Origin of the sequence: Streptomyces sp. NPDC048269, from assembly GCF_040652395.1 — a bacterium.
GTDB lineage: Bacteria > Actinomycetota > Actinomycetes > Streptomycetales > Streptomycetaceae > Streptomyces.
Genome location: NZ_JBEZLW010000050.1, coordinates 15,160 through 40,292, shown reverse-complemented (window position 1 = coordinate 40,292; position 25,133 = coordinate 15,160). Strand labels below are relative to the sequence as shown.

The window sequence follows — 25,133 nt, the reverse complement described above, 5'->3', positions numbered from 1 at the left end:
GATCCAACGGCTGATCCACCGGCTGCAGACGGATGATCCGACCGATCTCACGGCCGAGCAGATCGTTGCCATCCGGGAGGCCGCGGGCGACAACCCGCGCCTGCTGATCACACAGTTCGAGGCGGCGCGCAGCGGCATCCATCTCAGCGGCGACCTGATGCGCGTCAGACTTCGAGACAAGCGCGACAGGATGCTCGACGCCGACATCCTGCTGCCTGCCCTCGTCGATCGGGTGACGGACGGGAGCAGAAGGCTGCTGGAGGCTGCCACACCCTTCAGTACGCCCGTCCCGGCCGGGGCCCTCGCCCGACTCATGGACGAGCCGCCGGCGCGCACCCTGGAGCGGGCCGACAAGCTCGCCGGACTGAATCTGCTCGAACGGTCGTGGCAGAACGGCGTTCCGCGGTTCATCGTGCCGCTCATCATGCGGGCGCGGTTCACGAGCCAAGGCTCCCCGACCGAACCCACCGCGCGCTGTGCGGCTGCGCTGGCCGCCGAGTTGGGGAATTTCCCGGACGAACCCGATATCCGGCGGCTGGACCAGCCGCTGCTCCAGGAACTGCGGCGGCTCGCGCTGGCCGGCGGGAACACAGAGCTGGCGGTCGAAGCCACCCTGGCCTTGGCAGACATTCATCACACCTTCGGCCGCTACAGCGAGGTCGCGAAGCTCTGCCACCAGATGCTCTCCCGTACCTCGGAACACCGGCTGTACTGCACGCTGGCCGAGGCCGAGAGCGAGCTCGGCCACAGCTACGACGCGGTGCGCCATTTCGAGCACGCCCTGACCCAATGCCCTCCCAGGACGGATCGGGAACGCGCTCAAACCCTCGTTTCGGCCGCCTACCACTTCACCTTCCAACTGAGGCCGACGCCGCAACCCGAGCGCGTCGTACAGCTGACGGAAGCCATCGACATCGCCCGGCGCGATGGCGGGATCCCCAGCACGCTCTCCTTCGGGCTGCGTACCCTGGCCCGCGTCCTCGCCATGAGTGACGACGCCGCCGACCGGGAGCGGGTAACGGCTCTGCTCGACGAAGCCATGGACGTCGCTCGGAACATCTGCGATGGAGGCGGGGAGGCCAACTGCGTCAGGTTCGACCGGGTGTGCGCCGTCCTGCTGGTCCGCCGGGACTTCCTCGCGGCCGAGCGCGAGCTGGAGGCCATCGTGAAGATCCACGAAGGTCTTCAGCAACCCCGTAATGCTGCGGTGGTGCTTCTGGAATCAGCGGAAAACTGGCTGGAGCTCGACGAGACGGAGAAGGCGAGGTCATCCATCGTGAAGGTCGACGCCCTCAATCGGTACCTGAACTCCCCGCGCATCGAAGTTCACTCGGAGCTGCTCAAGGGTGATGTCGACTTCCGCCAGGGCGCCTTCGCGGATGCCGAGGAACACTACGCAATCAGCTTCGAGAACGCTTCCCGGATGGGCTACGAGCAGTTCGAGCTGGCCGGGCTGCGGGGTCGCGTGACGTGCCGCAAGAGCCTCAGTGATCCCGAAGGTGCCACCCGCCTCCTGCGCGATGTGCTGCGGCGCGACGCGGAGCTGCGTTCCCCCACGTACCGCGTCGACCTCCTTCTCGCGACCGTCGACCAGGCCGACATGGAGTCCGACGACCAGCGGCGCGAGGTACTGGAACGTGCTCGCGAGGCGGCTTCGATCGCCCGTACCAACGGCATGACCGGGCGAGAGCTCCAGGCCTGGTACTGGTGGTGCGACGCCGCCGACGAACTCGGCGTTGCATCCACGGAACGGGAGGCGGCACTGCGACGGATCCTCGACCTGCAGAAGGACACCGAGGACGGGGAGCACACCGACAGCCTCATTCGCCTCGGCAGGCTGCTGCTGGTCGCCGAGCGGTTCCTGGAGGCCCGCACCCCACTGACCGAAGCACTCGCCGCGCACACCGGCGACGAAGCGGGCGAGGCCGAGCTCCGCGGCCTTCTCGCCGAGGCCGCGCGCGGCAGCGGGGACCTTCCGGCCGCCGTCGAACAGCTCACCGCTGTCGCCCGCATCCGGGTCGGCCTGAGCCACTACGACACTGCCGCCCGGACGCTGCACGAACTGGCTTCCGTACACCTAGCGGCCTTGGCCCCCGACATCGCGTACGAGGATCTGCACGATGCCCGTTCCCTCGCCCGCATGGTGCCGAATGTGGAACTGGAACACCAGATCCTGGGAGATTTGGCGACCGTCGCCGACTCCCTCAAGCGGTTCGAGGAGGCGTTCCAGTGGCAGGTGGCCGCAAGGTCCGCATACCTGCGTCTGGTTCCTCTGCGGGTGACGGTCGCGACGGACCTGACCCCCTTCTTCGACTCCCGGCAGGGTGGCGTCGCCATCGCGGAGACGGAACGGATGAGGGAGCGGATCCGTGAGGAAGACGGCTGGTTCATGCCCGGGGTGGCGTATTCCGCGCACGACCACATGCCGTCCCGGACGTACGTCATCTACGTCTGGGGCGACGTCGTCCATCAGGGGCTGCTCCCGACGGATCACGCACTGGTGCCGGCCCGGTCATCGGAGACCAGAGTCGGTCCTGTCACTACCGAAATCGGCGTACCCGCCGTGGAATGGCTCACCGAGGAGCAGGCTGCGGGTCTGTCCACGCTCGACCCCGCCCAAGTGGCGTTGAGGAACCTCCGCGTGCAGGTCACCCTGCATCGCGCCCGCTTGGATCCGTACATCGAGCCCACGCCGCCCCCTGAGCCGCACATCGATTTCACCGTGGAGCAGATTCTCGACCGCCTCGGCCGCCAGGAGCCGCTCGATCACTGAGAAGCCATTCGCTCGCCGCGAGCAACCCCTCAGGGCGCCGGCCGCGGGGCGCCGCGAGCGCGGCCCACACGGGGACACGCAGGAAGCGGCGGCTGGCCGGCCAACGGTTGAGGGTCGGCCGCAGCCACGTCGGGATGACCGTGGTCGTCCTGATCGACGACACCGTCTTCCGGGTCCTGGACGGCGGCACCCGGGCACACGGCCCTTCGGGGGCGGTGGTCGGGGTCCGCCCGTAGTGACCGGTGACATGCCGGTCATGGTCAGGATCGCTGGTCACCGTTCCGGTGCCGACGGAGGGGCACTAGCTGCCGAGCAGCGGCAGGGCCGGGAACGTGTGGTCCTGCCAGATCAGGCGGGAGGCCTCCTCCGGGTAGGAGGCGAGGGCCGGCCGGGTGTCGAAGAGCCGTACGAGGCGCTGCCCCGCGTCGTACGCGGGCCAGCCGGGGTCGCCGTGGGCGGCGAAGGCCGTCCAGGCGGCCCGCATCCGTGCCGACAGCTCTTCCGCCTCGGGGAACGGGCTTTCGCCGATCAGCACGGCGGGCTGGCCGCGGTCCAGGTTGCCGAAGACCAGCGGTACGTCGAGGCCGTGGCAGGCACCGAGGGCACCGCCCATGCCGGGGGCGGGCCAGGTCAGCTCGTAGACGTGGGCACGGCCGCCGGCGGCGGTCTGGGCCCGGGCGAGGTGGAGGGACGGCATGCGGAACAGCCAGTCGGAGTTGACCAGCTCGTACAGCTCGTTGGGGCCCGCGGTGGGAAACGCGTCGCGGTAGCGGCGTGCGGCGTCTCGGCCAGGGCCGAAGACATGCAGGGCGGTCTCCGCCTGCTCCGCCGTGACCTGGCCGAGCAGCCCGTCGAGCGCGGCGAGCAGCCGCGTTTCGTCGCGGGTGTGGCCGACGAGGAGTTCGACGTCCCGGCCGGCGCCGTCGGCCAGGGCCTGCCACGGCGTGACCGGCAGGACGTCTCCGTCGACGACGGGCGAGAACGGGATCGCCCGGTGCCCGACCGGACCCCAGCGATCCGCCCACCGGTCCATCTTGGAGCCGACCGCATCACCGGCAGCGGACAGCCGGACGGGGTCCACCCCGGACAGGTCGCCCACCGTGGGCCCCATCCCCAGCTCGGCGGCACAAGCGGCGGCGATGTCGGCGGCGAGCTCCGGCGAGAAGAACGTGCCCTGCACACTCTGTGCCACGGCCCGGCCGAAGAGCCCGGCCGCGCGCGGCATTGCCAGCAGCGCGGCGACCGATCCGGCGCCCGCCGACTGGCCGAAGACCGTGACACGGTCCGGGTCACCGCCGAAGGCCCGGATGTTGTCGCGCACCCATTCCAGGGCGGCAACCTGGTCCAGCAGGCCCCGGTTGGCGGGCGCCCCCTCGATCTGCCCGAAACCCTCCAGGCCCACACGGTAGTTGAACGTCACCACGACGACACCGCCGTCACGTGACAGGCGGCCGCCGTCGTACTCGGGAAGACCGGACATGCCTATCGAGTAGGCACCGCCCTGGATCCACACCATCACCGGCAGCACTGCGCCCGGGCTCGGTTCGGGCGACCAGACGTTGACCGTCAGCCAGTCGTCGCCCGCCGCGTCCCGCGCCAGCGCGTCCATACCGAAATGGCCGCCCTGAGGGGGCGGCGGCCCGTACGCCGCCGTCGGCAGGACCCCGTCCCATCCCCGTACGGGCCGGGGCGCGGCGAAACGCAGCGGGCCGACCGGCGGCTCGGCGAACGGGATCCCGCGGAAGACCGCCACACCCCCCTCGCGGCTGCCGCGCAGCGCCCCGCCCGCCACGCGGACCTCGGGCTTGGATCCGGACGGCTCGGACGCGGTAACGGTCATCACGGCTCTTCCCTGGGCGGCCTGGACGTTCCGGGAATCATCCCGCTGCCGCACGATGCGTGCCAGTCATTTACGTCTTCATCCCGGAGAGCATTGGGCCAGGACGCCCAAGCAGTCGCAGAGCTCAACTGGATGGCGGTCGGCGGCTGAACATGCGGGCTCCGGTGCGCGAGCCGGGCGTACCGGCCGAGTTTCCCTCTGTGGGAGAGGATTGCTTCTCCGAGGAGGTGCCGTGGCTGCTGCGCATGTGCGAGGCGGCCACACAAGCAGATCCAACGATCGCGGGGGAACTGCTGAAGAATTCCCGCGCCTCCGCCTGACGGGCCCGAACTTGTCACTCAGCAGCACAGGAGCAAGCCATGACCACATCCGCCGGCCACGTGAAGGCCACCGCATCCGCCGCCGCCATCGTCCGGGACGAACAAGGACGCGTGCTCATCGTCAACCCGGTCTACAAGGAGCGGTGGAACCTGCCCGGTGGCCATCTTGAGGAAGGCGAAATCCCCACCGCCGCCGTCCGTCGTGAACTCCGTGAGGAGCTCGGCCTGGACCTTGAGATAGGTGACCTCCTGGTCACCGCCTGGGTTACCAGGGCCGAGGGATCCCACGTCTTCTACGTCTTCGACGGCCCCCAGCTGAGCCCGGAGCAGCAGCAGGCCATCAGCCTCCAGAAGTCGGAGATCGACGAGGTCCGGTTCTGCCTGCCCGAGGACATGTCCCCCAGCATGATTCCGCCCTTCGCGCTCGCCATCTGGCGACAGGCTCTCGCAGCACGTGAGGAGAAGCGGGCCGCCTACCTCGAACTCGCCCTGTAGGAGCCGCGCACTCCGCGCGCCGGCGGTCGTAGGCGGGGCGCGGGGCTGGAAGTGCCAGTACTCCGAAGGCGAGACGGTGCTTCCGGTGCCTCGGGCGAAGACCGTGCTGTCCCGTCTGGTGGACGCTGAGTGCCCGGAACTGCGGGTCTGGCCGAGTCCCGATGTTCTGGCGATCTTCCGTTTCAAGGACGACGAGGTCATCGACTTCGACGTTGACCTGCGGGAGTTACAGGGCCAGGAGCGACTTGATGTGTTCTGCGGCTTATCAGGCTTCCAGCATCCCCAGCCCGGAGTCGGCCCGGCAGATCGGGCATGCCTCGACTCCCTGCGCGAGGGCGTCGGTGGCCTGCTCGCGGGTGGCGGGACGGGAGCGCGACTGGCCGAGGGAGCAGTCCCCGGCGTGCACCATCACCGGCCGTTGCACCGCGCCGATCCCGTACTGGATCCGCCAGCCGGTCTGGGGCACCGGCCGGTGCGGGGTCTCGGCCAGGCGCTGGTCACGGCGGGCCTCGACGATCAGTGCTCGGACCTCGACGAGGAGCGCGTGGAGCTGCCGCTCCACCACCTCCAGCCGGGCCAGATCCGGCGGGAAGAGCGCACGCGGATCACGCCCGGCCACGGCTGCTACCCCGCAGCCGGCTCGTGGGCCCGCTTGAGGGCCATCCGTGCGGCGACGACCTTCTCCCGCTCCACGCTCTGCCAGAACGCGCCCGTCCCCACGACGCCGGTCAGCCTCCGTAGCCGACGCTCCAGCCGGCCCGGCGGTACCTCCTGGGTGTAGCCAGGGCTCGGCGGTACGTCGCCGCGCAGGAAGTAGCGGCCATCTTGGGACGTCCAGCCGGGGAGGGGTTCCGTCGACAAGGGCAGCGCGGCGCACAGGGCGGAGTGCTCGGCGCGGATGCGGTGGAGCTGTGCCTGGAGGGCCCGCAGGCCGGGGAGGGAACTCGAAGGACATGACGACATCGTACGTCTGTTCGAATCAAACGGGACCACGCATGCGCCAGGCTCGCTCCGAATATCGAACAAATGATCAATCGAGCCATGGCGCAAGACTCGCTTGGCCGTGGCCGCGCTCGGCGGGGAACCCGGGCTCGTCGTATGACTCTCCCTTCCCCGACCTCCCCCCGCCCGGGCTGGCTCCAGGCGCCAGGCCCCGGGGGCCGGGGGCCGGGTGTGCTCATCCACGGGCACGACTGCGCACACGCGACCGGCGGTGGGGTCGAGATGGACAACCCGCAGGCCTGGATGCGCTCATGCGGCCCGGCGTGCGGGCATGCCACCACTGCGACGCCGAATCGCCCTCGGAGCAGGCGTCCAGCGGGGCCGCGGCCACGCGTAGCCGCCTCAAGGCTTCGGGATGACGGCCCGCAGGACGCTCGGCACGTCGGCCGGGTCGACCAGCACCAGCGCGACGGCGCCGAGCGAGGGCGGCGGTCTGCCCTCGCGCATATACCAGGGCAGACAATATCCGTCAAGTCCCGAAATTCAGCGACATGACCCCCTTCCTGCTGCCGGGGCTTACTTGAGGCATCGGTTGAAGCGCAACCGAGGACCTTCTTCCCCCTCCCTCACGCTAGGAGATCTTCCATGTCTCGCTCCTCCCGCACCCTGCGTCTGGCACTGCTCACCGCCTCGACCTCGCTGGCGGCAGGGGGCGTACTGCTGCCCACCGGGGCGTTCGCCGCCACCCCGGCGACGACCCCGCACGCGATCACCCTCCCGGCCGACCGCGGCGGCAATGACCACGAGGAGCGCCAGGGCGGCGACTGGGAGAAGAGCGGGGACTGGAACAAGAACCGGGGCGGCTCCCACGGGAAGGACACCGACGAGAGCCAGGGCGAGGACCAGGACCGTTCCGAGCCGACGGACCCCGGTTCCGGTGTGGTTCCGGAGGACTACTGCAACGACCCGAAGGGGCTTCCGGGGCTGTGCGTCGACGGCAAGCCGCTGCCGAAGGGGGACGGCACCGTCATGGTTCCGCAGGGAACCGTCGTGGAGAGCGGCACGGGCAGCTCCACCGTCGAGCTCGCGGTGTGACCCGCGTGGCCGGCCGGTAAGGGCCGGCACACGCCAGGGGTGCGGCTCCCGAAGGGGCCGCACCCCTGGCATGATCCAAGGTCCGGCCGCGGCCCGGTCGCGTGCGCGGGGTGGATGCGATGCGGAACGCGGCGACTGCGGCGCCTCCCGGGGTGAACCTGAGTTCGGGGTCGCGGACCAGGCTGCCGACGACGGGCACAGTGGTCTCGTCTGACACGAATGCCTTCCGAGTTGAACGGGGGCCAGCTGGGGCCTGTTGTGAAAGTGCTGGTCGCGGGCATGTTCGTGCGGGGCTGTGCTTCCATGCTCCGGTGAATCGAGAGACTGTCCCGCAGCCGCCGGGGCCCCGGTCGGTCATATCCGGCGTCGCAGCCCGCTCGTGCCGCCAGCTGCGGTGGTCACAGCAGAAGCCGGCGCCCTCCGGAGTTGGACCTCACGGAGCCTTCTGACCGAACCCGCATCGCCCGCCGTCAGCCTGTTCTTCCCCCTCACCGGACAGCCCGACCTGTAGCACGTCGATGCCGGCCAGGGAGCGGCCAGGTAGCGCTCGTAGAAACCTCAGCGCGCGTAGCCCGCGCCCGTCAGCTGGCAGTGGGCCAGGAGCGCAGCAGTGTGGCGATCTTCGCGGCGGTGCAGGTGGGATCGAGGAGGAGATCCCTCAGGGCGATGGCGTCGTCGCGTGTGGGTTTGACCGCGATTCCGGTGGCTTCGAGGTACATCACGCCGGTTGCGGCGGCGACGGCGAGGTTGGAGCGCTCCAGCCAGCGGCACCGTCCCAGCGTGTGCACCAGGGCGGCCGCCTTGGCGTACGAGCCGTTGTAGACCGGCTGCTCGAAGAGTTCGGCCCGGTGGCGGGCGACTGCCGAGACGGGGACGCCGTAGTCGTCGGGGGCGGGATCGTTGGCGCCGGCGGCCTGGGCGACCTGCAGGATCCAGGGAACGTCGATGTGCAGTTCCATCAGGCGGCGCGCTCTCCCCGGCGGGTCTCCTGTGCGTCCTCGGTCTCGTCGAAGACCTCCTGGTGCTCGGCGAGGAAACGGGCGGCTGCGTCCACGGCGCGGGCCCGCAGACCGCTCGCGTCGTCCTGGACGAGGCGGGCGAGGTAGTCCCCGATGCTCAGCCCGAGGTCTGCGGCACGCTTCTTCGCGAGCTCTGCGACATCCTGATCGACCCGTGCACCCAGCTGCGTTTTGGCCATACCCGCATGGTAACAGTTGTTACCAGCCCTGGGGGTGCTCCTGAGGGCGACCAGCCGGCGCCGGGCTTTGTGCTCGGGCGTGTCCTGCCGGGGAGGCGCCCCGTACCGGGGTGCGGCCTGGCCATCCCGGCTGCGACGGGGCCTCGCCCACCCGGCGAGGCACTCCGGCAGCCACCTCTCGGCGGCGGAACGGTCGGCGGGCCGGCGCGACAGTCCCAGGTATGGCGATGGCTCCGTTGGAGCGGCCACCCGCCATGAGGGAGAGGATCATCCCCGACGCGAGGGTCTGGCCGCCGCGCGCGGCCGTCCCCGCCGTATCAGGGCTGACCGGCGGCCGGACGTCCCCCGTCCCGACGCAGCCGCCGCAAGGCGACGCCCACGACGAGCAGCAGCAGACAGGTGCCCGCCGCCGCGTGCACGAGGAGCGCGTCGAGGCGGTCCGCCGCCAGGTAGGCACCGACGGCCAGGGCCACCAGCGCGCACACGCCGCGGTCGATGATGGACTCCACCGACAGCAGGGTCGCCCGGTAGGGGGTCGGCGGGATGGCCGCGTTGATCAGGTTGCGTTGCACCGGGTACGCAAGGCCCGCCGCGGCGGCGAACGCGCACAGCCACAGGATCGTGCCCAGGCCCCCCGACAGCGTGGTGGCCGCGAGCGTGAGTGCCATGAGAACGCTGAGGACGGTCACCACGGTGGTATCGGACAGTCTGCTGCGCAGCCAGCCGGTTCTGGCCGAACCAACGGCCTCGGCGACCGTCATCGCCGACAGCACCGCACCGTGGTCGGCGACGGGGAGGTCCTTTTCGAGGAGCAGCGGTTGGAAGAGGTTGACCTGGCAGATGCGGGCGAGCGTGAACACGGCTACGCCCTGCACCATCAAAGGCCCGAGGGACCGTGACGTTCCGAGCACCTTCGCGGCCTGGCGGGCCGAATCGAGGAGCCCGACGCGCTCCGCGGGCGGGTGACCGCCCCGGCGGGGCGCCGCGATCGCCGGGAGGGCCGCGGCGCATGCCAGCGAACCGAGCGTGGATAGCGCGGTCAGCACGTAAGGGGCCTCGTGCCGGACGTGCATCAGGACGCCGACCAGCGGCCAGCAGGCGATCTTCGCCCAGAGGCCGAGCGCCCGGGCGGTGCCCTCGGCCTGTACGTAGTGCTCGTCCGCGCCGTGCTCGTGCAGGTACTCGTACAGGTAGGCACTGGAGGCCCCGGACACCAGCGAACGGGCGGCGGCGATGGCCAGGAAGTGCGCCATGAAGCCCACGAAGGACGGCGAGGCGACCGGGAGGAGGTTCGCCGCGGTCATCGCGGCCGCCCCGAGCTGCATGCAGCGGCGCTGTCCGATGCGGTCGGCGATGAAGCCGGTGGGTATCTCCAGCAGGCAGAAGGCCACGTAGTAGACGCTCTGGATGCCGAAGATCTGGCTGTCCGACAGGCCCGCCTGCTTCTGGTACTGGTAGAAGACCGGCATCCACCACAGCAGGTTGAACAACAGCTGGAACCCGTTGTTCAGCCGGATCACGCGGAGCACCGCGGCGGGCGGACGGACGCGGCGTTTCACGCGCGTGCGCAGGGAGATGGGCATGGGCGACCTTCGGGTGGGACGGTACGCGGGGAAGTACGGACGGGTCAGGCGCTGTACGGGCGCAGCTGGAGGATGTGGAGCGCGCCTCCCGGCCCGAGCAGCCATTCGATGTCGAGCGGCCCCGCGAAGGTGTAGTCCGTGGCGAAATGGGACTGGAGCAGGCGGCCCGCCAGCGCCAGCCGACCCAGGTGGGCCCGCGTGTCCTGCGCCAGGTCCTCGGCGGCCGCGCCCAGCGAGATCGTGCGGCCGCCGCCCTCGACCGTGTTGTACAGGTACTGCAGGGGCATCGTCCGGCCGTCGACGACATCGGCCGTGGACCCGTGCGCGCAGTTGAGGTACACGTTGCGGAAGTCGGCCCGGTTGGTCGGATTGCAGGTGACCATGACGCCTCCGAGCGGGGACGGCTCGTAGCGCTGGACGATCACCCCCATGTAGGTGTCGTCCAGGGAGATGCCGGCCTGATGGCGCAGCCGCACACTGCGCGGGGAGAGCAACGAGGCCCATACCTGGCGGATGGCGTCCAGCAGCCCTGGCAGGTCGGTGACCTTGGTGTGGGAATCGTAGATCCCGGCCGCGGAGAAGCCCGGCAGGTCCTCGGCGTTCGAGGAGGACCGCACGGCGAAGCGGCCCGTGCCCGCCAGGTGCTCGACCAGCTGCGTGTCCAGGGCGCGCACCAGGTCCTCGGGCACCGGGAGGGTGCGCACCAAGTGCTGCAATTGGAGGCAGACCGTGTCCACGGCGTCCATGGAGTTCAGCTCCAGGGCCATCTTCAGCTTGCCGATGCTCTGTTGCACGGCCGGCGAGGAGTCCAGGAAGCGCTGTTGGACGGAGAAGGGGACGGCGATGCCCGCCGGCGCCTGGACGTGCCGGGTCAGGAACTCGCCCGCGTGCTGGGCGAGATCGCCGTCCTCGGGCATCCCCAGCCGGGCGGCCAGGTGACCGAGCAGGTCGGCCCGGGGCGGGCGGGGCACGGAGTAGTAGCCGGTCAGCCGGCCCGATCCGTGGCGCAGTACGTGGTGCAGTTCCCCGAGGTTGGCCGCTTTGGTGCCGTAGCGGTTCCGGTCGCCGGCGCGTAACGCGGACAGCGGCACGAGCGGTACGTCCGTCACGTGCGGCGTGTCGAGGCGGATCCGCTGGGTGTGCCACGTCGGTTCGGCGAGGTCCGACGGCTCCTCGGCTCGCTCGATGACGAACCTGTCGGCGGTGACCTCGTAACGGACCCAGGCGCCGTCCAGCTTCTCGTCGGCGATCGTGTCGAGGACTCCGCGGATGATGGCGTTGGGGATGCCCCACCCGGCCGCCAGCATGTTGGTGTGCGACAGCGGAGTGGTGGGCTGGGCGTTGATCAAACCGGCGAGCCGCGGGATGTCGTCGGGGACCACCGGCATGGCGACGATGTCGTACCAGGTCAGGTCCGCGCGGGCGGCCAGGTATTCCTCGCCCGAGGCGAAGGCGCGGAGCCGGCCGGTGGCCGAGGCGAGCGTCAACGGCACGAAAGGCGCGGTCGCCAGGAGCGCGTGACCCCGTGCACGGGGCACCACGGTCTCCGGCACCGCCGCGAGGGCGTTTTCCTGCCCGTGGTTGGCCGGCTTCACCAGCAGCTCCAGCGCGGGATCGAGGTGAGCCCGTACGAAGGCGTGGAACTCGATCAGCAGGTCCGCGCCCATGGTGTCGGCCTCGGTGGTCTCCAGGACCATGAACGGCTCGTCCCGCTCCGGGCCGCCCCGGGAGTGCAGCGACAGGACGCCGAGCAGGAAGCGCCGCGCGGGGTCCTGGTAGACGTCATGGTTGAAGCGGTCGAGTTCGGCGTCGAGCTGCTCGAGGGTCAGCCTCTGGATCTCGGTGGCTATGTAGTTGACGTGGAAGGAGTGCACGGCGCTGTCGAGGACGTGCCAGAGGCCCTGGTCGCGGTCCACGACGACCTTCACGTACGGGTGCCCGCCCAGCACCCCGGCCAGCTGCTCGAACAGGGGCAGCGTGAGCAGGGTGTCCACGGCGGCGCCCCGGGGGGACGGCGCGGCTGTGACGGTTCCGGCGTTCGTCATGCGGTGCTCCCGGGCGTCGAGCGGTCGGCGGACAGGGCGGAGGGCTCGGTGGGGGCGGCGATGGGGGGTGGCCGTGAGGGGGGCGGCCGTGAAGGGGGCGGCCGTGAAGGGGGCGGCCGTGAAGGGGGCGGCCGTGAGAGGGGCGGACGCGGCGGTGAGGGCGTTCGGCAGGGCCGTGAGGATGCGGCCGCAGTCGGCCAGCAGCTCCGTCGCGGACTCGGCGGTGAGAAAGCACAGCGCGGCCATGGAGTTGGCCCCTCCCGCCTCCTCGTACGGCGGGACGGGGCTGCCCGGCGCGAGACTGCCTTCGCGCACCAGCTCCACGCGGGATGCCGGCGCGACCAGGGCGGGCCAGTCGACCGCATCGAAGTCCCAGGCCGGGAGTTCGGTCCAGGGCCGGCCCTCGGGGTCGACGGCGAGGATGACGAGGGACCCGGCGGCGCCCTCGCCCTCGGTCAGCATCCGCTCCGGGTAGACGACCTCCCGGCCGAGCAACTGGCGCACCAGCATGCCGATCATGTCGAGCCCGAAGACGGTCTCCACCTGCCGGGTGGTCATCACCCCACCGAAGCGGGCTGCGGTCTCGATCAGCCACATGGCCCCGTCCGCGCCGAGTTTGATCTCGGTGTGGGTGGCGCAGGTGTCGAGTCCGAGCGCGTCGACGGCGGCGCGCGACACCTCCTCGATCCGGTGCTGCAACGCGTTCGGGAGGGCGGCCGGAGCCAGGCTCGCCCGCTCGGTGAAGGGCGCGATGGTCGGCATCCGCCCGGTGATGCACAGCGGGTGGTAGTGGCCGTCGGCGACGATCCCCTCCACGCTGACGTAGTCGCCCCACCCGTCCCCGTCGAACCAGTCGGAGGCCTCTCCGGTCACGATCTCCTCCAGCAGGAAATCGCTGACGCCCTCGTCCGCGGCGTGCAGTTCCGCGTAACCCTGCGCGGAAGAGGCTTCCATGACGGAACGTCCGGTCTTCCAGGCCGCCTCGGCCTGCTGCTCGTTCCACACGCTGAGGTGGGCCGTGGAACCCGCGCTCCAGGCGGCCTTCAGGAGGAGCGGCGGCCTCAGGGTTTCGAAGGCGGCCGTGATGTCCTCCGGAGCGTGGACCTCCGCGAACCCCGGTACGGGCACCCCGGCGTCACGCCAGATCCGGCGCATCAGACGCTTGTCCCTCGCCCCCGCGACCCGCTCGCCGGCACCGCGCAGACCCAGCCGCAGGCTCGCGTGGGCGACGGCCACCACCGCGTACTCCGACAGGGTCAGCACCGCCTCGGCGCCGACGCGGCGGGCGTGGGAACAGATCAGATCGACCAGTTCCACTCCCTCGCCCGGCGGGGCCGTGGTGACCGACGCGCACCCGGGCAGCCACACCGACTCGGTGGTTCGGGGCAACGGCGCGAGCGCCAGGACGTGCACCTCGGCGTGGGCGGCGATGCGCGGGACCGCGTACTCCAGAGGAGGGCCGCCCTTGGCATAGACGAAGAGGATCGGGGTCATGGTGCTCCTCGGGGTCGAGGGGGACGCCGCGTGGCGCGACGGCGTCGCCGGCGGACGGTCCGTACGCGGTGTAACCGCGTACGGACCGGGGGTAACTGGACCACGATGGAAAACGGCGGACGCACAGACGTACGCCTACTCAGTTGGGTGTTCGTCAAACAACCGCGCTCGCCAAGTGGGGCCGGTATGAGGGTGTTTCAGCCATCCGCGCGGGGCCCATGGGGATCACGCGTCCGCGGGGCGACGGCGAGCTGACCGGCGGCGTCCGGTTTCAGCGGCGTACTGCGGCCGACCGCGCGCAGACACTGACCCTGACCGGTGCGAGCTATGAGGGTGAACTCCACGTGGGTGTCGCCGCAGCCGGCCGCGACGTCGAGCAGCCGGCCCGCTCGGCCTCATCGACCGCCAGCCCCCACTGAGCTTCGTTGCCGTCCCCTCCGCCCCGTACCGGCACAACGCCTCCGGAGCCGGCGGCAGCCACTCAAGGGATCCTGATCAGCTTTCTGCCGACTCGAACGCGCCGTCACCGCCACCAGCGAGGTCAGCTGACCGAGGTCGTTCGCGTACGCCTCCCGACACGCCGCGGTCCACGAACTCGCACCGCTGCCCCATGACCCTGCCAAGGGCAGCACGTGGTCGATATCCAGCGCGTCGGCAGGAGTCGCCAGCTGCTCGTCGTAGTACGACCACCAAGGCCCCGCCGGTCAGCATGCAGCCCGGCCCGACCTCCTGCGCTTGAACCGCCTTCTGTTGACGAAACCCATAGGGGCCCCGCGAGGACGGCGAACACTTCCTCTCCAGCGGCCTCGGAAACCCGCGCCGTGTCCCACCTGCAATCCGGCGGCACTACCTGGCGCAGCACCCTGACCGTGCGCACCACACGACCTGCTCCGGCGCATGCGCATCCCTGCCGCCGCAGTCGACGTCGCATGTGCTCACGGGCTCGCCAGGCCTGTTGGCAACAGCACGCTGAGACAAAGCGCGGTAGAGGTTCAGCCACAGGAAATCGGCTGAGACCACCTCGTACTATGGCCGTCCCCAGAGTGCGGACCACCAGCGAATGCAGGGAACTGGACGAGGTCCGAAAGGTGCTGGCGACCAGTGGTTTCGCAGAACTCGGCGGCGAGAGCGGTGGCTTGCTCCTGCGCTCCGAGGCAGATGGTGCGCTCATTGCCTGGTGCCCTGCGGGGATCGTGCGGGTGCAGACCTCTGTCCATGGGCACGAAGACGGACACGAGCAGAAACGGCTGACGTCCCTCCCCGGCCTGCACCAAGCCGCCGGCGCGGCCATGCCAGCGGTCTTGGAGGGGAAAGGGCGGCCGGCGCAGTGAGCGGCCCACGGCCGTCACCCGTGTGCACCGGCCCAGACGGGGTCGCCACCACGACAGCCGGCATCTTCGGCTCCGAAAAGCCTTCGAGGACCGGCCGCTCCCCGTCCTCGCGACCGCTCCCCCGTGCGGGGGATACGGTCGCGACCTTCGGACGATGCCGGGACACCGGACAGGTGGCGACGATCAAGGCGCATGCCGTCACACGCCGAGATCGGAGCCTCACCGTGCCGAAGTGGACCCTGCGCGCCACCGCTGTCCTCGCCATCGCCGCCGCAATCGCCTCCCCTGTCGCTGTGTCCGCACCCGATGCAGTGGTCGCCACACCCTCTGTCGCCGTCGCCGCGCCCGCACCTGGCCCCGATGCTCCGGGGGCTGAGCTCACTTCCGCCACGAGCGGGAGGGCGAGGTTGGACCATCCCGTCGCCTTCTAGGAGGCCCGGGGACGCTCGGGCCTCGGGGTCGTTCTCCCGGGCGGGCACACGACAGCCCTGGCGTAGGCGGCGGTGACGTCCATGACCACGAGGCCACCGGGTTCAGCGATGTGGTGCTCGTCGATGCGCATGCCCCTTGCGGCCTCTCGGCGTCGCCGCCGCCGTACGAGCCCGCAAGACACCTGCGAAAGCCACCACGTCCGGGGTTGGGCGTCGAGTGTCACCCGCCGCCCGTATGCACCCGGGTTGGGAGAGCCCCGGCCGGGCAGCACAGCGGGCCGCGGCGCTCGATGGTGGCTGAGCCCCGGCGAGAACCCGCCTCGTCGCGGCGCCCCTGTATGCGGAGTCCGGCATCGCGCAGCCGTTCCAGGAGCCCGTGTCGTGGGCGGGGGCGCAGCGGTCTTCCGGACTGAGTCCAAAAACTAGGGGCAGGTCTCTTCGGTCTTGGCGACAGTGAAAGCAACGGGCTGACCGTTTAGCGTCACGCCGGCCTTCGGGTCCTGGGTGCACACCTTCCAGTTCGACTCCTGAAGGACCATGCGGCTCTGCACCGCGTCCTTCACGGTGATGCTCGCGTTGGCGGGCAGGGCGCCACGGACGGCCTTCATGCCCTGCCCGACGAAGTTCGGCATGGTGTCCCCGGCGGGCTTCGGGGCGGGCGCTTCAGCCGCCGGGCAGATCTCTTCGAGCTTGACCGCGCCGAAGTCGATGGCGGTGCTGGTGTCGATGCTCGCGCCGGCGGCAGGAGTCTGCGAACACACCTTCCAGTTCCGATCGAGGGCCTGGAGCCGGTCGCGGCCGAGCGCGTCGTGGGACTTCAGGGTGTAGAAGCCTGCGGCCTGCGCCTCGTCTTGGGCCGTTTGGAGGCCCTTGCCGACGAAGTTGGGAAGGGTGGCGGCCTTCTTGGCCGGCTTGCTGCTCGCGGGCGCGGGCGGAGTGGAAGGTGCCGCGCTCGGGCCACCGGCCGGCTTGTCCGGAGCGGGGGCGCTCTGCGGGTTGCAGGCGGTGAGGGCGAGGGCGGCGACTGCCGCGAGCAGGGCGGCGGTGTGGTGTGTGCGCATCGCGCCATATTCGCCGAGGTGGAACCGCTGTGTGGGTGCTGTGACCGGTCTGTGACGCGCGAGGCCCTGGACCAGCCGCCGGACGCGGTCAGCCGGACTGGCGGTGGCCGGTGGTGGCGGCACCAGAGCCCTCTGGTGCCGGCCCTTCGGGACGAGGATCATCCATAAGGAGAAGCCGCACGTTGACGGCACCGAGGTTGGCTGATGGGCTCGGTTCGACCGGGCCGGGGGAGGTGGGCATGACCGGCGAGGAACAGCTCAACTGGGCGGGCATTCTGCGGTTCGATCAGGAGAGGGGACTTGAGGGCCGCCGCCACGACGCGGGTGCCGCCGGTCTCCGAGGGGACGCGAGGACCCAGGCTCAGTACCTCCAGGAGGTCGCCCAACTGGAGATGCTGCCCAGGCTCTGGGAGTTCGGGGTCCAGCTCACCCTGGACGAGTACTCGGATGCGGTGCGAGTGCGGTCGTGGATGACCCACGAGCAGGCAATAGCCAGCCACAAGGCTTTGTCCCGATACCCGTCGCCGGCGGACTGGAGCCCGGACCCCGACATCAGGTACTTCTGGTCCCAGGATGGCCACCTCATGTACGTGACGACGGCCCGTGACGACGGCCGGTTCGTCGCCAACCGCGGGTTCCTGACACCTGAATGGGCCGAACGACTTCGCCGGGACATCCCTCAGCTCGCGCACCTCGTGACCTTGTACGAGAAGAACCAGAAGGCTGGACGAGGCCATGAAGGGGCCCCGCTCGGCACACCCCTCGTGGGTGTCTCCGTACCGGAGCCGCTGAGGCTGTGGCGTGATCGCATAGAGGGCGAACTGCAGCGGAGGGCCAGAGAACAGGCCGAAGCACACAACCCTGCCCCTGACAGCCGAGCCCACCAGCTACCCGATGCGGATCCAGCCGGCCATTGACCGCGGACGTGCCGCTTCTATGCGGCGGGGGTGTAACTGACAGTGTTCTCGCCGCAGCCGGCCGCGAGGTCGAACAGCCGGTCCTGGTCGACGGCGAGCTGCCAGCTGATCGGCCTTCGACCGGTTCGACCGCGCCGTGACCGCGACCAGGCTGCTGGCCTGCCGCTGATCGTTGGCGTACGTACGACCACCCCAGCTGCCCCGGTCAGCGTGCACCGCGGGCCGACCGTGGGCGGCTCGATGGCGTTCTTCGCCCCTCATGGCGGAGGCAACTGGGAGTGCCGGACCCGCCATGGCGTCTCGATGACTTCGCGGGGCCAGGTCAGCACGGTCCCAGCGGTGACCAGCACTCCACAACAGGCTCTAGCGGGCTTGTGCCTCCACTCGCCGCAACGCGGTCTTGAGCGCCTCTTCGAGCGCTTGGTCCGCCGGAACCGGAACGTCGGGAACGATTCCCACCCCCTCCCAGTTGGTACCCGTGACGGTGTTGATGGCCCGTGCTGTCGGTACCGTCACCAGGATGTGCTCGGTGACCGCGTGGCGGTTGGTCGGATGGGCACCGCCCCGCGTTGTCGCGCCGACGACAACGGCCCGGCCGTGCGCCTGCAGGGTGTACGCCACGTCCTCGCCCGCGGAAAACGTGGCCTCGCTCGTGAGCACGTAGACCGGGCGGTCCACGTAGCGCGGCGCGGGAAGGTGCGAGACCGTCCAGAACTGGCGGGTCGTGTCGGTGCACCGGTCGTAGATGTCGTTCAGGTGTACCTGGTCGTCACGGAAGAAGTAGCTGCACCACATCGCCGCTCCCTCCGGGGACCCGCCGAGGCATGCCCGCAGGTCCAGCACGAGCGCGGAGCTATGGGCGACCAGCTGCATGGCCGCGCCGATCGCGCTCGCGCCCTCGACGGCGGTCGCGACGCGCCGGAGCTCGATGAGCCCGACGTTTCCTTCCAGCCGCTCGACGCGGCGGATCCCCTGACCCTCCGCCCGGAGCAGCGCGAGGAACGCGGCCTGCCCCCCGTCGTCGTCCACCGGCTCCAACGATTGCGGCTCGTGCGTCCAGAGCAGCCGCAGGTGCTTGTCCGGGCACACCTCCTGCAGGTGTGCCGTCACCGTCTCGCAGAGGGCCGGGCCCTCCAGGTCTTGGTACGCGCCGGCCGCGAGACGGCCCCGGATCGCGGCCTCGACGGCAGCGGTCTTCTCGGGGAAGACATAGCCCGCGCCGATCCGCTCCAGGGCCTGTTCGACTATGTGCTGGTTGGAAGACATAACGGATCATGCTAGGGACCCACACCCCAGATGAACAGCGATTTTCCCGGGCGGCGGGAGTCAGGGAAGATCCGGAAGAGACGCCCTATAGGTCACGCCGGAATCGGGGCAGGTCAACGGCCGAGTGCGACCGGGCGAGGCTGGACGGCAGTTGGCGTAGGGTTGCCGCCACCGCCTCGGCCGCCGTGATGAACTGGGCGATCTCCTCGCTCGCCATGGTCGCGGCGAGCGTGTACCGGTCGACGTCATGGGCCGCCAGACCGACATCTTCATCGCCCGGCACAACCTCGTCCACTGGTGGGGGGGAGGAAGGCGAGAGTGGTCGCCGCCCGGGCCTCGCACACTCGACCATCTGATCGTTGGCCTCTCCGAGCAAGCCTCCGAGGTCCTGGTAGAGGGCGAGGGCCTGCTCTTGCGGCCGGGGGCCTCCGGATCGACACCGGTCAGGTTCCAACCGCCGCCGAGGTCCTCTCGTGGGCCCTGTACCGGAGGTCGCCGAGGGCACGGAGGGCGTTGACTTCCGGGGCACATGGCATTTGGGGCGGTGCAGTGGCACGCAAGATGTCCGCGAACGGGGCAGACCATATTCGCTGGTGGGCGGTCCGGTGGCCGCCGCATGAGTTGGTGTCGCGACCGCGCCCCCGAAGCGCCCGGCTGCGGCTACTTCCTTCTGACAACCAAGTGACGCCGCCACCCCTTTGATCTCGGGAGGAGCGGCCGCCTTCGCCCCGTCGGACGTTTTGGCGGGCGCAGGGCCGTCCGTTCCTTTGGATCCGGGGGGATTCACTGCCTCGCTACACCCCGCGTGTCTCCAAGATCTGGTCTGAGCTGCTCGTGGCCCCGCACGTTTCGGCGGCCGCCAATACCCCGCCCGAGCCTGGAGTCCACCTTCGGCCCACTGGGCAGGCTTTCCGCACCTTCGAAGGCGGACCTGCCTTCGTTCGGGAGCCCCGGGAGGAGCTCTTCCTGCTGGCCGTCGGCAACTTCGTCTCCCAGCAGGCCTTCTACGAGAGCGGCCGAGAGTGCGACGACCAGTACGCCCGCCTCGTGGGTGAACTCGCTGTGGAGGACTCCGTAAGGGCGGTCGGCTTGCTGCTCCGGCTCCGCCGCGAGGGCAACATGCGCACGGCGTCCTTGGTGGGCGCCCCCGCGTCCCGTACGGGCCCGGCTCGAGGCCGAGCAGTCGGCCAACGGCCCGTCCAACTGGTCCGTGATCGGCTCCCTGCTCCATGCGGCGGCAATTACCTCTGCGGTAATCGCACCGCCCAAGCACCCTCGGCTACGTTCTCGTCATCGCTCATACCCCCGGAACGAAGGAGCCCCGTGATGTCCGCTTATGGCTTCGCTCATCTCCGCAGCCGTCGGAATCACTCAGACATCATGGAGTACCTAGAGCGCATCCAAGCAACCCTCGACCCCTTCGCGGGCCGCTTCGTCATACACGGCCCGCCGGCCGACGTCGTGGAGGGGACGTGGCCCGGCAGCATGGTGCTGATCGAGTTTCCCAGCCTGACCGAAGCCCGTGCCTGGTACGACTCTCCTGCCTACCGGGCCATCCTGCGTCTGCGTACCGACCATATCGAGGGCGACTTGCTGCTGATCGAGGGCGTCGGGCCGAACTACGACCCGGCCTATCGGGCCCGCATGTTGCGAACAGAAGCCGGGCGATCGGGCCAGGCGGCCACGTAGTCCCGACAGCCGCCTCTTCCGGCGCCGAGATAGTGGGCTCGTTGATTTCCCACTCCGTCACTCGCTGAGCAAGGAAGTCATCGGGCGGCGGTGAGAAGGTCCCGTTTGCGGAGGAGCGCAAGTTTGCCGCGGCCGAACGGCCGGCGCCCCGCGTCCCCGTCCGGAACAGGGCGAGAGGTTGCGGATCTCGCAGTCGACGGGCACGGTCCCGTAGTGCTGCCCGCGGCGGGCGGCGTCCGCGAACGGCACGGACCGGTCAGCGGGCATCGCGAGCCCTGGGCGCGGGCGGCGTCGGCGGTCTGGTGTTCGCCGTCGGTGACGATGCCGAGCCGCCATACATGCGCGTACTCGTCCAGGTCCTTCCACTGGTGCCGGCTGAGGTCGGCGGCGATGACCAGGTGCACGGTCAGGTCGAAAGGTGTCGAACCCTGCGGCCGTACGGACGGTGGGGCGTGCGAAGTTGATGACCCCATCACTGTCGCCGTATCCGCCAATCGGCTCTGTCGCAGATCTTGTGACGCCTGACGCCAGTCCTGGCACCAGCCCTGACACGATGTGCGTATGTTCGATTTCGGCATTGAGGGATATCATCCGCGCTGGTTGAACGGCCCAGGCCTCGTGGCGCGGACGCACGGGCGTCGCCTCCACGCGTTGAGCGGCCGTCCTCTGACGAGGGTCTGGTTGGTGTGGGACCTCGTGGACGATGAATGGTTCTGTGACTGCCCAGTGCTGCTGGACTTCGATGGCGTGCACGTGGAGATCAATCACCAGAAATTCGATGACCTCTCCCTGACCTGGAACACGATCGACCCCTGCCGTCCGGTCAGCTGGACCGGGTTCGACCTGGAGTGGCGCCCTGATGCGCTGCCCGAGTTGCAGACGATCCGCGGAATGACTCTGCAGGGTGCCGAACTGCTCGAATGGACCGTGGACAACGTCGCCGGCCGCACCACGGACGTGAGCTTCGTCTTCCCCGACGCCCGACTGACGGTCTTCAACGCCCTCGACGAGAACGGCCTGACCTTCGCTCCCCCCGGCCCGAACCAGCGGGTGCGGCCCTGCCCCTGAAGCATCAACGTGGTGCGGCTCGAGCCGCGGCCCCGACATCAGAGGCACGGCGTCACAAGATCTGCGACCGAGCCCGTTCACTCATACCTGCCAGAGCCATGTTCGGGTGTACGCCGACACCTGGGCCCCCTGCACGCCCTGCTCCTGGAGCGGAAGACCGGTCGGACCGCAGGCGGGCCGTCGGCGGCGGCCGAGCCGGCGAGGCAGATCAAAGGGGACCTCCTGCCCCACCAGGCTCGACCGGGCACCCTGCACGGGGACTTCGGGGCGCTGAACCCCGTCTTCAACCTGGTCCACGCAACGGACAGCAGCGACGTCGGCCGGTCGGCCAAGTAATCTCCCATGTCGCACCAAGATTCAGATTAGCGTCCGAGTGGCTGTGTGTTGATATTGGAGCAAATTCAATGAGGCTTTGACGTTCTGACGACACAAAGGTTAAGACGTCAAATTTACTCATGCCGAATGGAGTGCGAGGGGTCCGAAGCCTCTGCTGGAGTACCCATTCGCAGGGGCGAGTCAGGTTGCATGATGGTAATGAGAGGCAGAAACTGAGGCTGGGCATCCCGGTTTCAGCCACCTGACGGGCAGGTCAAGCGCATCCCAATTGTGCGAACCAGCGCAGGCCTGCGCATCATCTGCGATCCGAACCCGAAGAGGGGCAACCGGGGCCCCTCACGTCGCGGGGTTCTTTGCAACAGCATAACGGCCGGAAGGGGAATGCGGTGCGTAGGCGATATCTGGCAGTATTGGGCACGCCCCTCCTCGCGTCCCTGGCGCTTTCTGGAAGCTTCACGGGCCATGCCTCGGCATCCACACAGGCGGGAGAAGTCGCGTCGATGCCAAGCGTTTGCAGGCTGATCCAAATAGGCAGCCCCGGATACGACTCCCCCTACAACCAGGGGTGCATCAAAGGATCCAGGCCTGGCAAAACCTCAGGCGAGCGTGACGGCATGGCGTGTCGGCCAGCCAATCCCAACCCAGGATTGAGGCCTCCGGGAGCCGGTGGATACGCAGACGGCTTCACAGAAGCCTATCGAAAGTCCTACACGTATTCGTACAAGGAGTCGTTCAAGCAAGCGAAATGCAGCGAAAAGACTGCCCCGACCACCCCGACCGGGCAGTCCTACTACGACAAGGGCTTTGCTGCGGGCCAAAAAGCGGGTAGCGAGCGTACCGACAACTGCCCCAAGCCCACCGGAAAGTTGATTGTGCCTAGGGAGGGAGGAGCAGAATTCAGGCGGGGCTGGAACGCTGGATGGGCTGCGGCGACAAGTTGCGTCAGGTGAGCGTCCAAACCGGGCAGCCATACTCGGCGGCAACACGAGGCGGTTGAACCCGCAGGGCTGACTGCCAAGCAGCGCGCAAGCCGAAAAGCTCCGGCTGAGAGCAAGATGCAAGCCGTCCAGTCCCCCAGGTGGGATACCCCGTCCGGCCGCTACAGCAACAGCGGCCGCCAGAAGGCGATCGCCAAGTCGCACTGCGGCGTGCTTCGGCCCAACCGGCACGTGCGGTCCAGCAGGGCCGGCAGGCCCCGACAGCGAGCCCAGCGTCTCCCTGGTCCTGGGAGGTGGAACGTGCGCCGCGAACGCCCGCACCCCGGGTGAGCCTCACATTGTGTGCCCGCCGGGCCGACACGACGGCCTATCGCTGTGGCGGAACCGGCGGGCGTCGTCCGGTCAGCACCTCGGCACGGTGCATCAGAGCGTCGGCGATAACGCCGTACTCCCCCGTGCTACGGACTGGAGCGTCTCGCACAATGCGGCGAGTGCCCCGATCCGGCCCGCCGGGGGTGTCCAGGATGTCCGCGAACATGGCTTTGAACCACCTCTCACGCACAATCCATTCTTCGGACTGGAGGGCCAGTAAATCGCTGACCGATGGTTTGGACCCATCGGGCGCGAGTGCGGGTGTCCCAGCAGAGACGGGCCAGCACGACGGCTGCTGGACCGCGATCCTGCACAACGCACCCCGTCGCGGACTGTGCGACGATGCGAGTACGGCCAGATGCAGCCAAGGCTCACCACTGGCTGCACCTGTCCCTTCGCCCGCCGGCCGCTATGGGCGTCCGAGGAGTTGGCTGCCGGCCGTGTTGTCGGTGCGGGCGGTGAAGTAGTCGGTGAAGGCCTGGACGAATTCATCTTCGGTGATCCGGCCGTCTCCGTCGTGGTCGAGCTGGCGGAAGCCGTGGTTGAGTTCGGCGGGGTGGACCCGGGAGCCGCCGAAGATCGTGCGGTACTCATCGGCACACAGGTGTCCGCTGTCGTCGGTGTCCGCCGCGTGGAAGATCGCCCGCACCGCGACGTGCAGCCCCTGCTCGAGATAGGCCGGCCCAGCGTCGATCCCGGTGAGCATGGTGGTGACGAACTCCTCGCAGGTCACCTGTCCGTCGTTGTCCGCATCCATGCCGGTCCGCAGGTGCTGCCACCAGGTCTCGAAGGCGGCGTAGACGGGGGCTTCGTGCTCAGGGGCGAGTTCGAGCGGCCAGCACACGTTGTGCGCCATGGCCTGAAGATCGGCCGAGCTGATGCGGCCGTCTCCGGTCTGGTCCAGGACCTGGCGGAAGAACGTCCGCAGACGCGCCGCGCGGGAATCGCCAGCCTTGCGGCGGCGTGGTGCGGGAAGCCGGGCAGAGCCTGCCTTCGGCAGGGAAAGATGGTCCGTGGAGGCGGTGGGAGACTGTGGAGTTGAAGGGATGCCGGCCAGTGGGGTGCGGTAGCGGCGGTGCTCGGGCAGCGCGTTCATCAGCACGCGCATACCGCGGTGCAGGATGAAGGACAGCAGGGCCGCGCGGCGGGTGCGGGGCAGGCTGAAGCGCTCACGGAAGGCTTCCGGCAGGTCCGCGATGGTCAGCGCACCGATCACGTGGGCGGCCACCGTGCGCACAAGCGGCCAGGCCGGATCCAGGCGGCCGAGGCGGCGGGGTGCGGGGGCTTCACGGAGCATGTCGAAGAGCAGGTAGCGCACGGGTTCGCTGTATTCGAGGCGCTCGCGGATCGTGCGGTCCATGTACGCGGGCACGTCGGCGGCCGTGGCCGGGAACAGGACGTCGGACAGGCCGAACTCGGTACACACCGCACGGAATTCTCCGTACATCTGATCCAGTTCAGACGCGGCCAGCGGGCGACCGGACAGTTCCCGCATCGCCGTCATGCACTCGTACAAGGTGACCAGCACCCACACCCGCACCGCCGGGTCCAACGCTGTGAACGGCCTGCCCTGCTCGTCCGTCCCCGCCAGACGGCGGTGCGTCCGCTCCAGACGGGCGACCTCACGGCGCAGCCCTTCACGGTCGGAGAAGAACAGCCGCTTCCCGCTGTCCATGGTGTGCTCAACACGCCGCCACGGGTGCGCGCGGTAGGTGGAGAAGTTGGCCATGCCGGCGGCGACCGCCGGATCCGCAGTCTGCAGAACCAGCAGCCGCCACGCCACCAACCCGATCCGCCACTCCCCCAGCGTGCGGCGCAGCAGCGAATCAGGACCAGGAAGATCAGCGGTAGCCAAGGGGACGTCTCCTCAAGCACGTGCACGGGAATGAGCAGGGGACGACCGGAAGAGGGATCATCCGGCTATCCGCCCAGCCCAACG

Annotated in this window: 19 protein-coding genes and 2 pseudogenes; 8 read left to right on the top strand and 13 right to left on the bottom strand. The window is 69.4% G+C overall.

The window, feature by feature from the left end; translation table 11 throughout:
- The first annotated feature begins 157 nt into the window (after positions 1–157).
- Positions 158–2,773, top strand: coding sequence for an FHIPEP family type III secretion protein (locus AB0D48_RS32200; protein ID WP_362405019.1), 2,616 nt, complete (start codon positions 158–160; stop codon positions 2,771–2,773).
- A gap of 301 nt (positions 2,774–3,074) precedes the next feature.
- On the opposite strand, the gene AB0D48_RS32195 is transcribed toward AB0D48_RS32200, so the two are convergent.
- Entirely contained in the window at positions 3,075–4,613 is a 1,539-nt protein-coding gene (locus AB0D48_RS32195; protein WP_362404997.1) for a carboxylesterase family protein, read from the bottom strand.
- A gap of 359 nt (positions 4,614–4,972) precedes the next feature.
- Here AB0D48_RS32195 and AB0D48_RS32190 point away from each other — a divergent pair, with 359 nt between their 5' ends.
- Together AB0D48_RS32190 and AB0D48_RS32185 are read left to right on the top strand one after the other, a co-directional pair.
- Positions 4,973–5,428 carry an NUDIX hydrolase gene (locus AB0D48_RS32190; protein WP_362404995.1) on the top strand — a complete coding sequence of 152 codons (456 nt, stop codon included), beginning with the start codon at positions 4,973–4,975 and terminating at the stop codon, positions 5,426–5,428.
- A 40-nt stretch (positions 5,429–5,468) separates the two neighbouring features.
- Positions 5,469–5,690: pseudogene (locus AB0D48_RS32185) on the top strand (hypothetical protein); the annotation flags it as partial.
- A gap of 3 nt (positions 5,691–5,693) precedes the next feature.
- Here the strand turns inward: AB0D48_RS32185 and AB0D48_RS32180 are convergent.
- Together AB0D48_RS32180 and AB0D48_RS32175 are read right to left on the bottom strand one after the other, a co-directional pair.
- A complete protein-coding gene (locus AB0D48_RS32180) occupies positions 5,694–6,047 on the bottom strand; it encodes a DUF6233 domain-containing protein (RefSeq protein WP_362404993.1) in 354 nt (117 codons plus the stop codon).
- Between the two features lie 5 nt (positions 6,048–6,052).
- A complete protein-coding gene (locus AB0D48_RS32175) occupies positions 6,053–6,391 on the bottom strand; it encodes a hypothetical protein (RefSeq protein WP_362404991.1) in 339 nt (112 codons plus the stop codon).
- A 624-nt stretch (positions 6,392–7,015) separates the two neighbouring features.
- Between AB0D48_RS32175 and AB0D48_RS32170 the strand changes: the two genes are divergently transcribed.
- Positions 7,016–7,465 carry a hypothetical protein gene (locus AB0D48_RS32170; protein ID WP_362404988.1) on the top strand — a complete coding sequence of 150 codons (450 nt, stop codon included), beginning with the start codon at positions 7,016–7,018 and terminating at the stop codon, positions 7,463–7,465.
- On the opposite strand, the gene AB0D48_RS32165 is transcribed toward AB0D48_RS32170, so the two are convergent.
- The 6 genes and pseudogenes from AB0D48_RS32165 to AB0D48_RS32140 form a co-directional block, all read right to left on the bottom strand.
- Positions 7,398–7,682: a single-stranded DNA-binding protein gene (locus AB0D48_RS32165; protein WP_362404985.1), complete on the bottom strand. Its 285-nt coding sequence runs from the start codon at positions 7,680–7,682 to the stop codon at positions 7,398–7,400. The genes AB0D48_RS32170 and AB0D48_RS32165 overlap by 68 nt on opposite strands.
- A 364-nt stretch (positions 7,683–8,046) precedes the next feature.
- On the bottom strand, positions 8,047–8,424 hold the full coding sequence (locus AB0D48_RS32160; RefSeq protein ID WP_362404982.1) for a fic family toxin-antitoxin system, toxin component: 378 nt from the start codon (positions 8,422–8,424) through the stop codon (positions 8,047–8,049).
- Positions 8,424–8,663 carry a hypothetical protein gene (locus AB0D48_RS32155; RefSeq protein ID WP_362404979.1) on the bottom strand — a complete coding sequence of 80 codons (240 nt, stop codon included), beginning with the start codon at positions 8,661–8,663 and terminating at the stop codon, positions 8,424–8,426. The genes AB0D48_RS32160 and AB0D48_RS32155 overlap by 1 nt, the downstream gene beginning before the upstream one ends.
- Positions 8,664–8,980: 317 nt before the next feature.
- Positions 8,981–10,246, bottom strand: a complete 1,266-nt coding sequence (locus AB0D48_RS32150; protein ID WP_362404976.1) for an MFS transporter — start codon at positions 10,244–10,246, stop codon at positions 8,981–8,983.
- 44 nt (positions 10,247–10,290) lie between these two features.
- Positions 10,291–13,785 (bottom strand): PEP/pyruvate-binding domain-containing protein, encoded by a 3,495-nt coding sequence (locus AB0D48_RS32145; RefSeq protein ID WP_362404973.1) that lies wholly within the window; start codon positions 13,783–13,785, stop codon positions 10,291–10,293.
- Between the two features lie 388 nt (positions 13,786–14,173).
- Positions 14,174–14,532 (bottom strand): annotated as a pseudogene (locus AB0D48_RS32140) (HNH endonuclease family protein); the annotation flags it as partial.
- Positions 14,533–14,828: 296 nt separating this feature from the next.
- On the opposite strand from AB0D48_RS32140, the gene AB0D48_RS32135 reads away from it, so the two are divergent.
- Complete coding sequence (locus AB0D48_RS32135; RefSeq protein WP_362404970.1) at positions 14,829–15,116, top strand: hypothetical protein; 288 nt, start codon at positions 14,829–14,831, stop codon at positions 15,114–15,116.
- Between the two features lie 853 nt (positions 15,117–15,969).
- Here AB0D48_RS32135 and AB0D48_RS32130 read toward each other — a convergent pair.
- Positions 15,970–16,608, bottom strand: a complete 639-nt coding sequence (locus tag AB0D48_RS32130) for a hypothetical protein (RefSeq protein ID WP_362404967.1) — start codon at positions 16,606–16,608, stop codon at positions 15,970–15,972.
- Positions 16,609–16,847: 239 nt separating this feature from the next.
- On the opposite strand from AB0D48_RS32130, the gene AB0D48_RS32125 reads away from it, so the two are divergent.
- A complete protein-coding gene (locus tag AB0D48_RS32125; RefSeq protein ID WP_362404964.1) occupies positions 16,848–17,525 on the top strand; it encodes a hypothetical protein in 678 nt (225 codons plus the stop codon).
- A gap of 363 nt (positions 17,526–17,888) precedes the next feature.
- On the opposite strand, the gene AB0D48_RS32120 is transcribed toward AB0D48_RS32125, so the two are convergent.
- Together AB0D48_RS32120 and AB0D48_RS32115 are read right to left on the bottom strand one after the other, a co-directional pair.
- Positions 17,889–18,791: a S41 family peptidase gene (locus AB0D48_RS32120; protein WP_362404961.1), complete on the bottom strand. Its 903-nt coding sequence runs from the start codon at positions 18,789–18,791 to the stop codon at positions 17,889–17,891.
- Between the two features lie 85 nt (positions 18,792–18,876).
- Complete coding sequence (locus AB0D48_RS32115) at positions 18,877–19,086, bottom strand: hypothetical protein (RefSeq protein WP_362404957.1); 210 nt, start codon at positions 19,084–19,086, stop codon at positions 18,877–18,879.
- 1,031 nt (positions 19,087–20,117) lie between these two features.
- Between AB0D48_RS32115 and AB0D48_RS32110 the strand changes: the two genes are divergently transcribed.
- Complete coding sequence (locus AB0D48_RS32110) at positions 20,118–20,480, top strand: DUF1330 domain-containing protein (RefSeq protein ID WP_362404953.1); 363 nt, start codon at positions 20,118–20,120, stop codon at positions 20,478–20,480.
- A 561-nt stretch (positions 20,481–21,041) separates the two neighbouring features.
- The gene (locus AB0D48_RS32105) at positions 21,042–21,548 is read left to right on the top strand and encodes a hypothetical protein (protein WP_362404950.1); all 507 of its coding nucleotides are present in this window, start codon (positions 21,042–21,044) and stop codon (positions 21,546–21,548) included.
- Positions 21,549–23,603: 2,055 nt separating this feature from the next.
- On the opposite strand, the gene AB0D48_RS32100 is transcribed toward AB0D48_RS32105, so the two are convergent.
- Positions 23,604–25,049, bottom strand: coding sequence for an oxygenase MpaB family protein (locus AB0D48_RS32100; protein ID WP_362404947.1), 1,446 nt, complete (start codon positions 25,047–25,049; stop codon positions 23,604–23,606).
- Positions 25,050–25,133 lie beyond the last annotated feature (84 nt).

Bases quoted from the DNA above. Each gene is read 5' to 3' on its own strand.
- AB0D48_RS32200 (WP_362405019.1), top strand. From the start codon at position 158: ATGCGCGTCAGACTTCGAGACAAGCGCGACAGGATGCTCGACGCCGAC.
- AB0D48_RS32195 (WP_362404997.1), bottom strand. From the start codon at position 4,613: ATGACCGTTACCGCGTCCGAGCCGTCCGGATCCAAGCCCGAGGTCCGC.
- AB0D48_RS32190 (WP_362404995.1), top strand. From the start codon at position 4,973: ATGACCACATCCGCCGGCCACGTGAAGGCCACCGCATCCGCCGCCGCC.
- AB0D48_RS32175 (WP_362404991.1), bottom strand. From the start codon at position 6,391: ATGTCGTCATGTCCTTCGAGTTCCCTCCCCGGCCTGCGGGCCCTCCAG.
- AB0D48_RS32170 (WP_362404988.1), top strand. From the start codon at position 7,016: ATGTCTCGCTCCTCCCGCACCCTGCGTCTGGCACTGCTCACCGCCTCG.
- AB0D48_RS32160 (WP_362404982.1), bottom strand. From the start codon at position 8,424: ATGGAACTGCACATCGACGTTCCCTGGATCCTGCAGGTCGCCCAGGCC.
- AB0D48_RS32155 (WP_362404979.1), bottom strand. From the start codon at position 8,663: ATGGCCAAAACGCAGCTGGGTGCACGGGTCGATCAGGATGTCGCAGAG.
- AB0D48_RS32150 (WP_362404976.1), bottom strand. From the start codon at position 10,246: ATGCCCATCTCCCTGCGCACGCGCGTGAAACGCCGCGTCCGTCCGCCC.
- AB0D48_RS32145 (WP_362404973.1), bottom strand. From the start codon at position 13,785: ATGACCCCGATCCTCTTCGTCTATGCCAAGGGCGGCCCTCCTCTGGAG.
- AB0D48_RS32130 (WP_362404967.1), bottom strand. From the start codon at position 16,608: ATGCGCACACACCACACCGCCGCCCTGCTCGCGGCAGTCGCCGCCCTC.
- AB0D48_RS32125 (WP_362404964.1), top strand. From the start codon at position 16,848: ATGACCGGCGAGGAACAGCTCAACTGGGCGGGCATTCTGCGGTTCGAT.
- AB0D48_RS32120 (WP_362404961.1), bottom strand. From the start codon at position 18,791: ATGTCTTCCAACCAGCACATAGTCGAACAGGCCCTGGAGCGGATCGGC.
- AB0D48_RS32110 (WP_362404953.1), top strand. From the start codon at position 20,118: ATGTCCGCTTATGGCTTCGCTCATCTCCGCAGCCGTCGGAATCACTCA.
- AB0D48_RS32105 (WP_362404950.1), top strand. From the start codon at position 21,042: ATGTTCGATTTCGGCATTGAGGGATATCATCCGCGCTGGTTGAACGGC.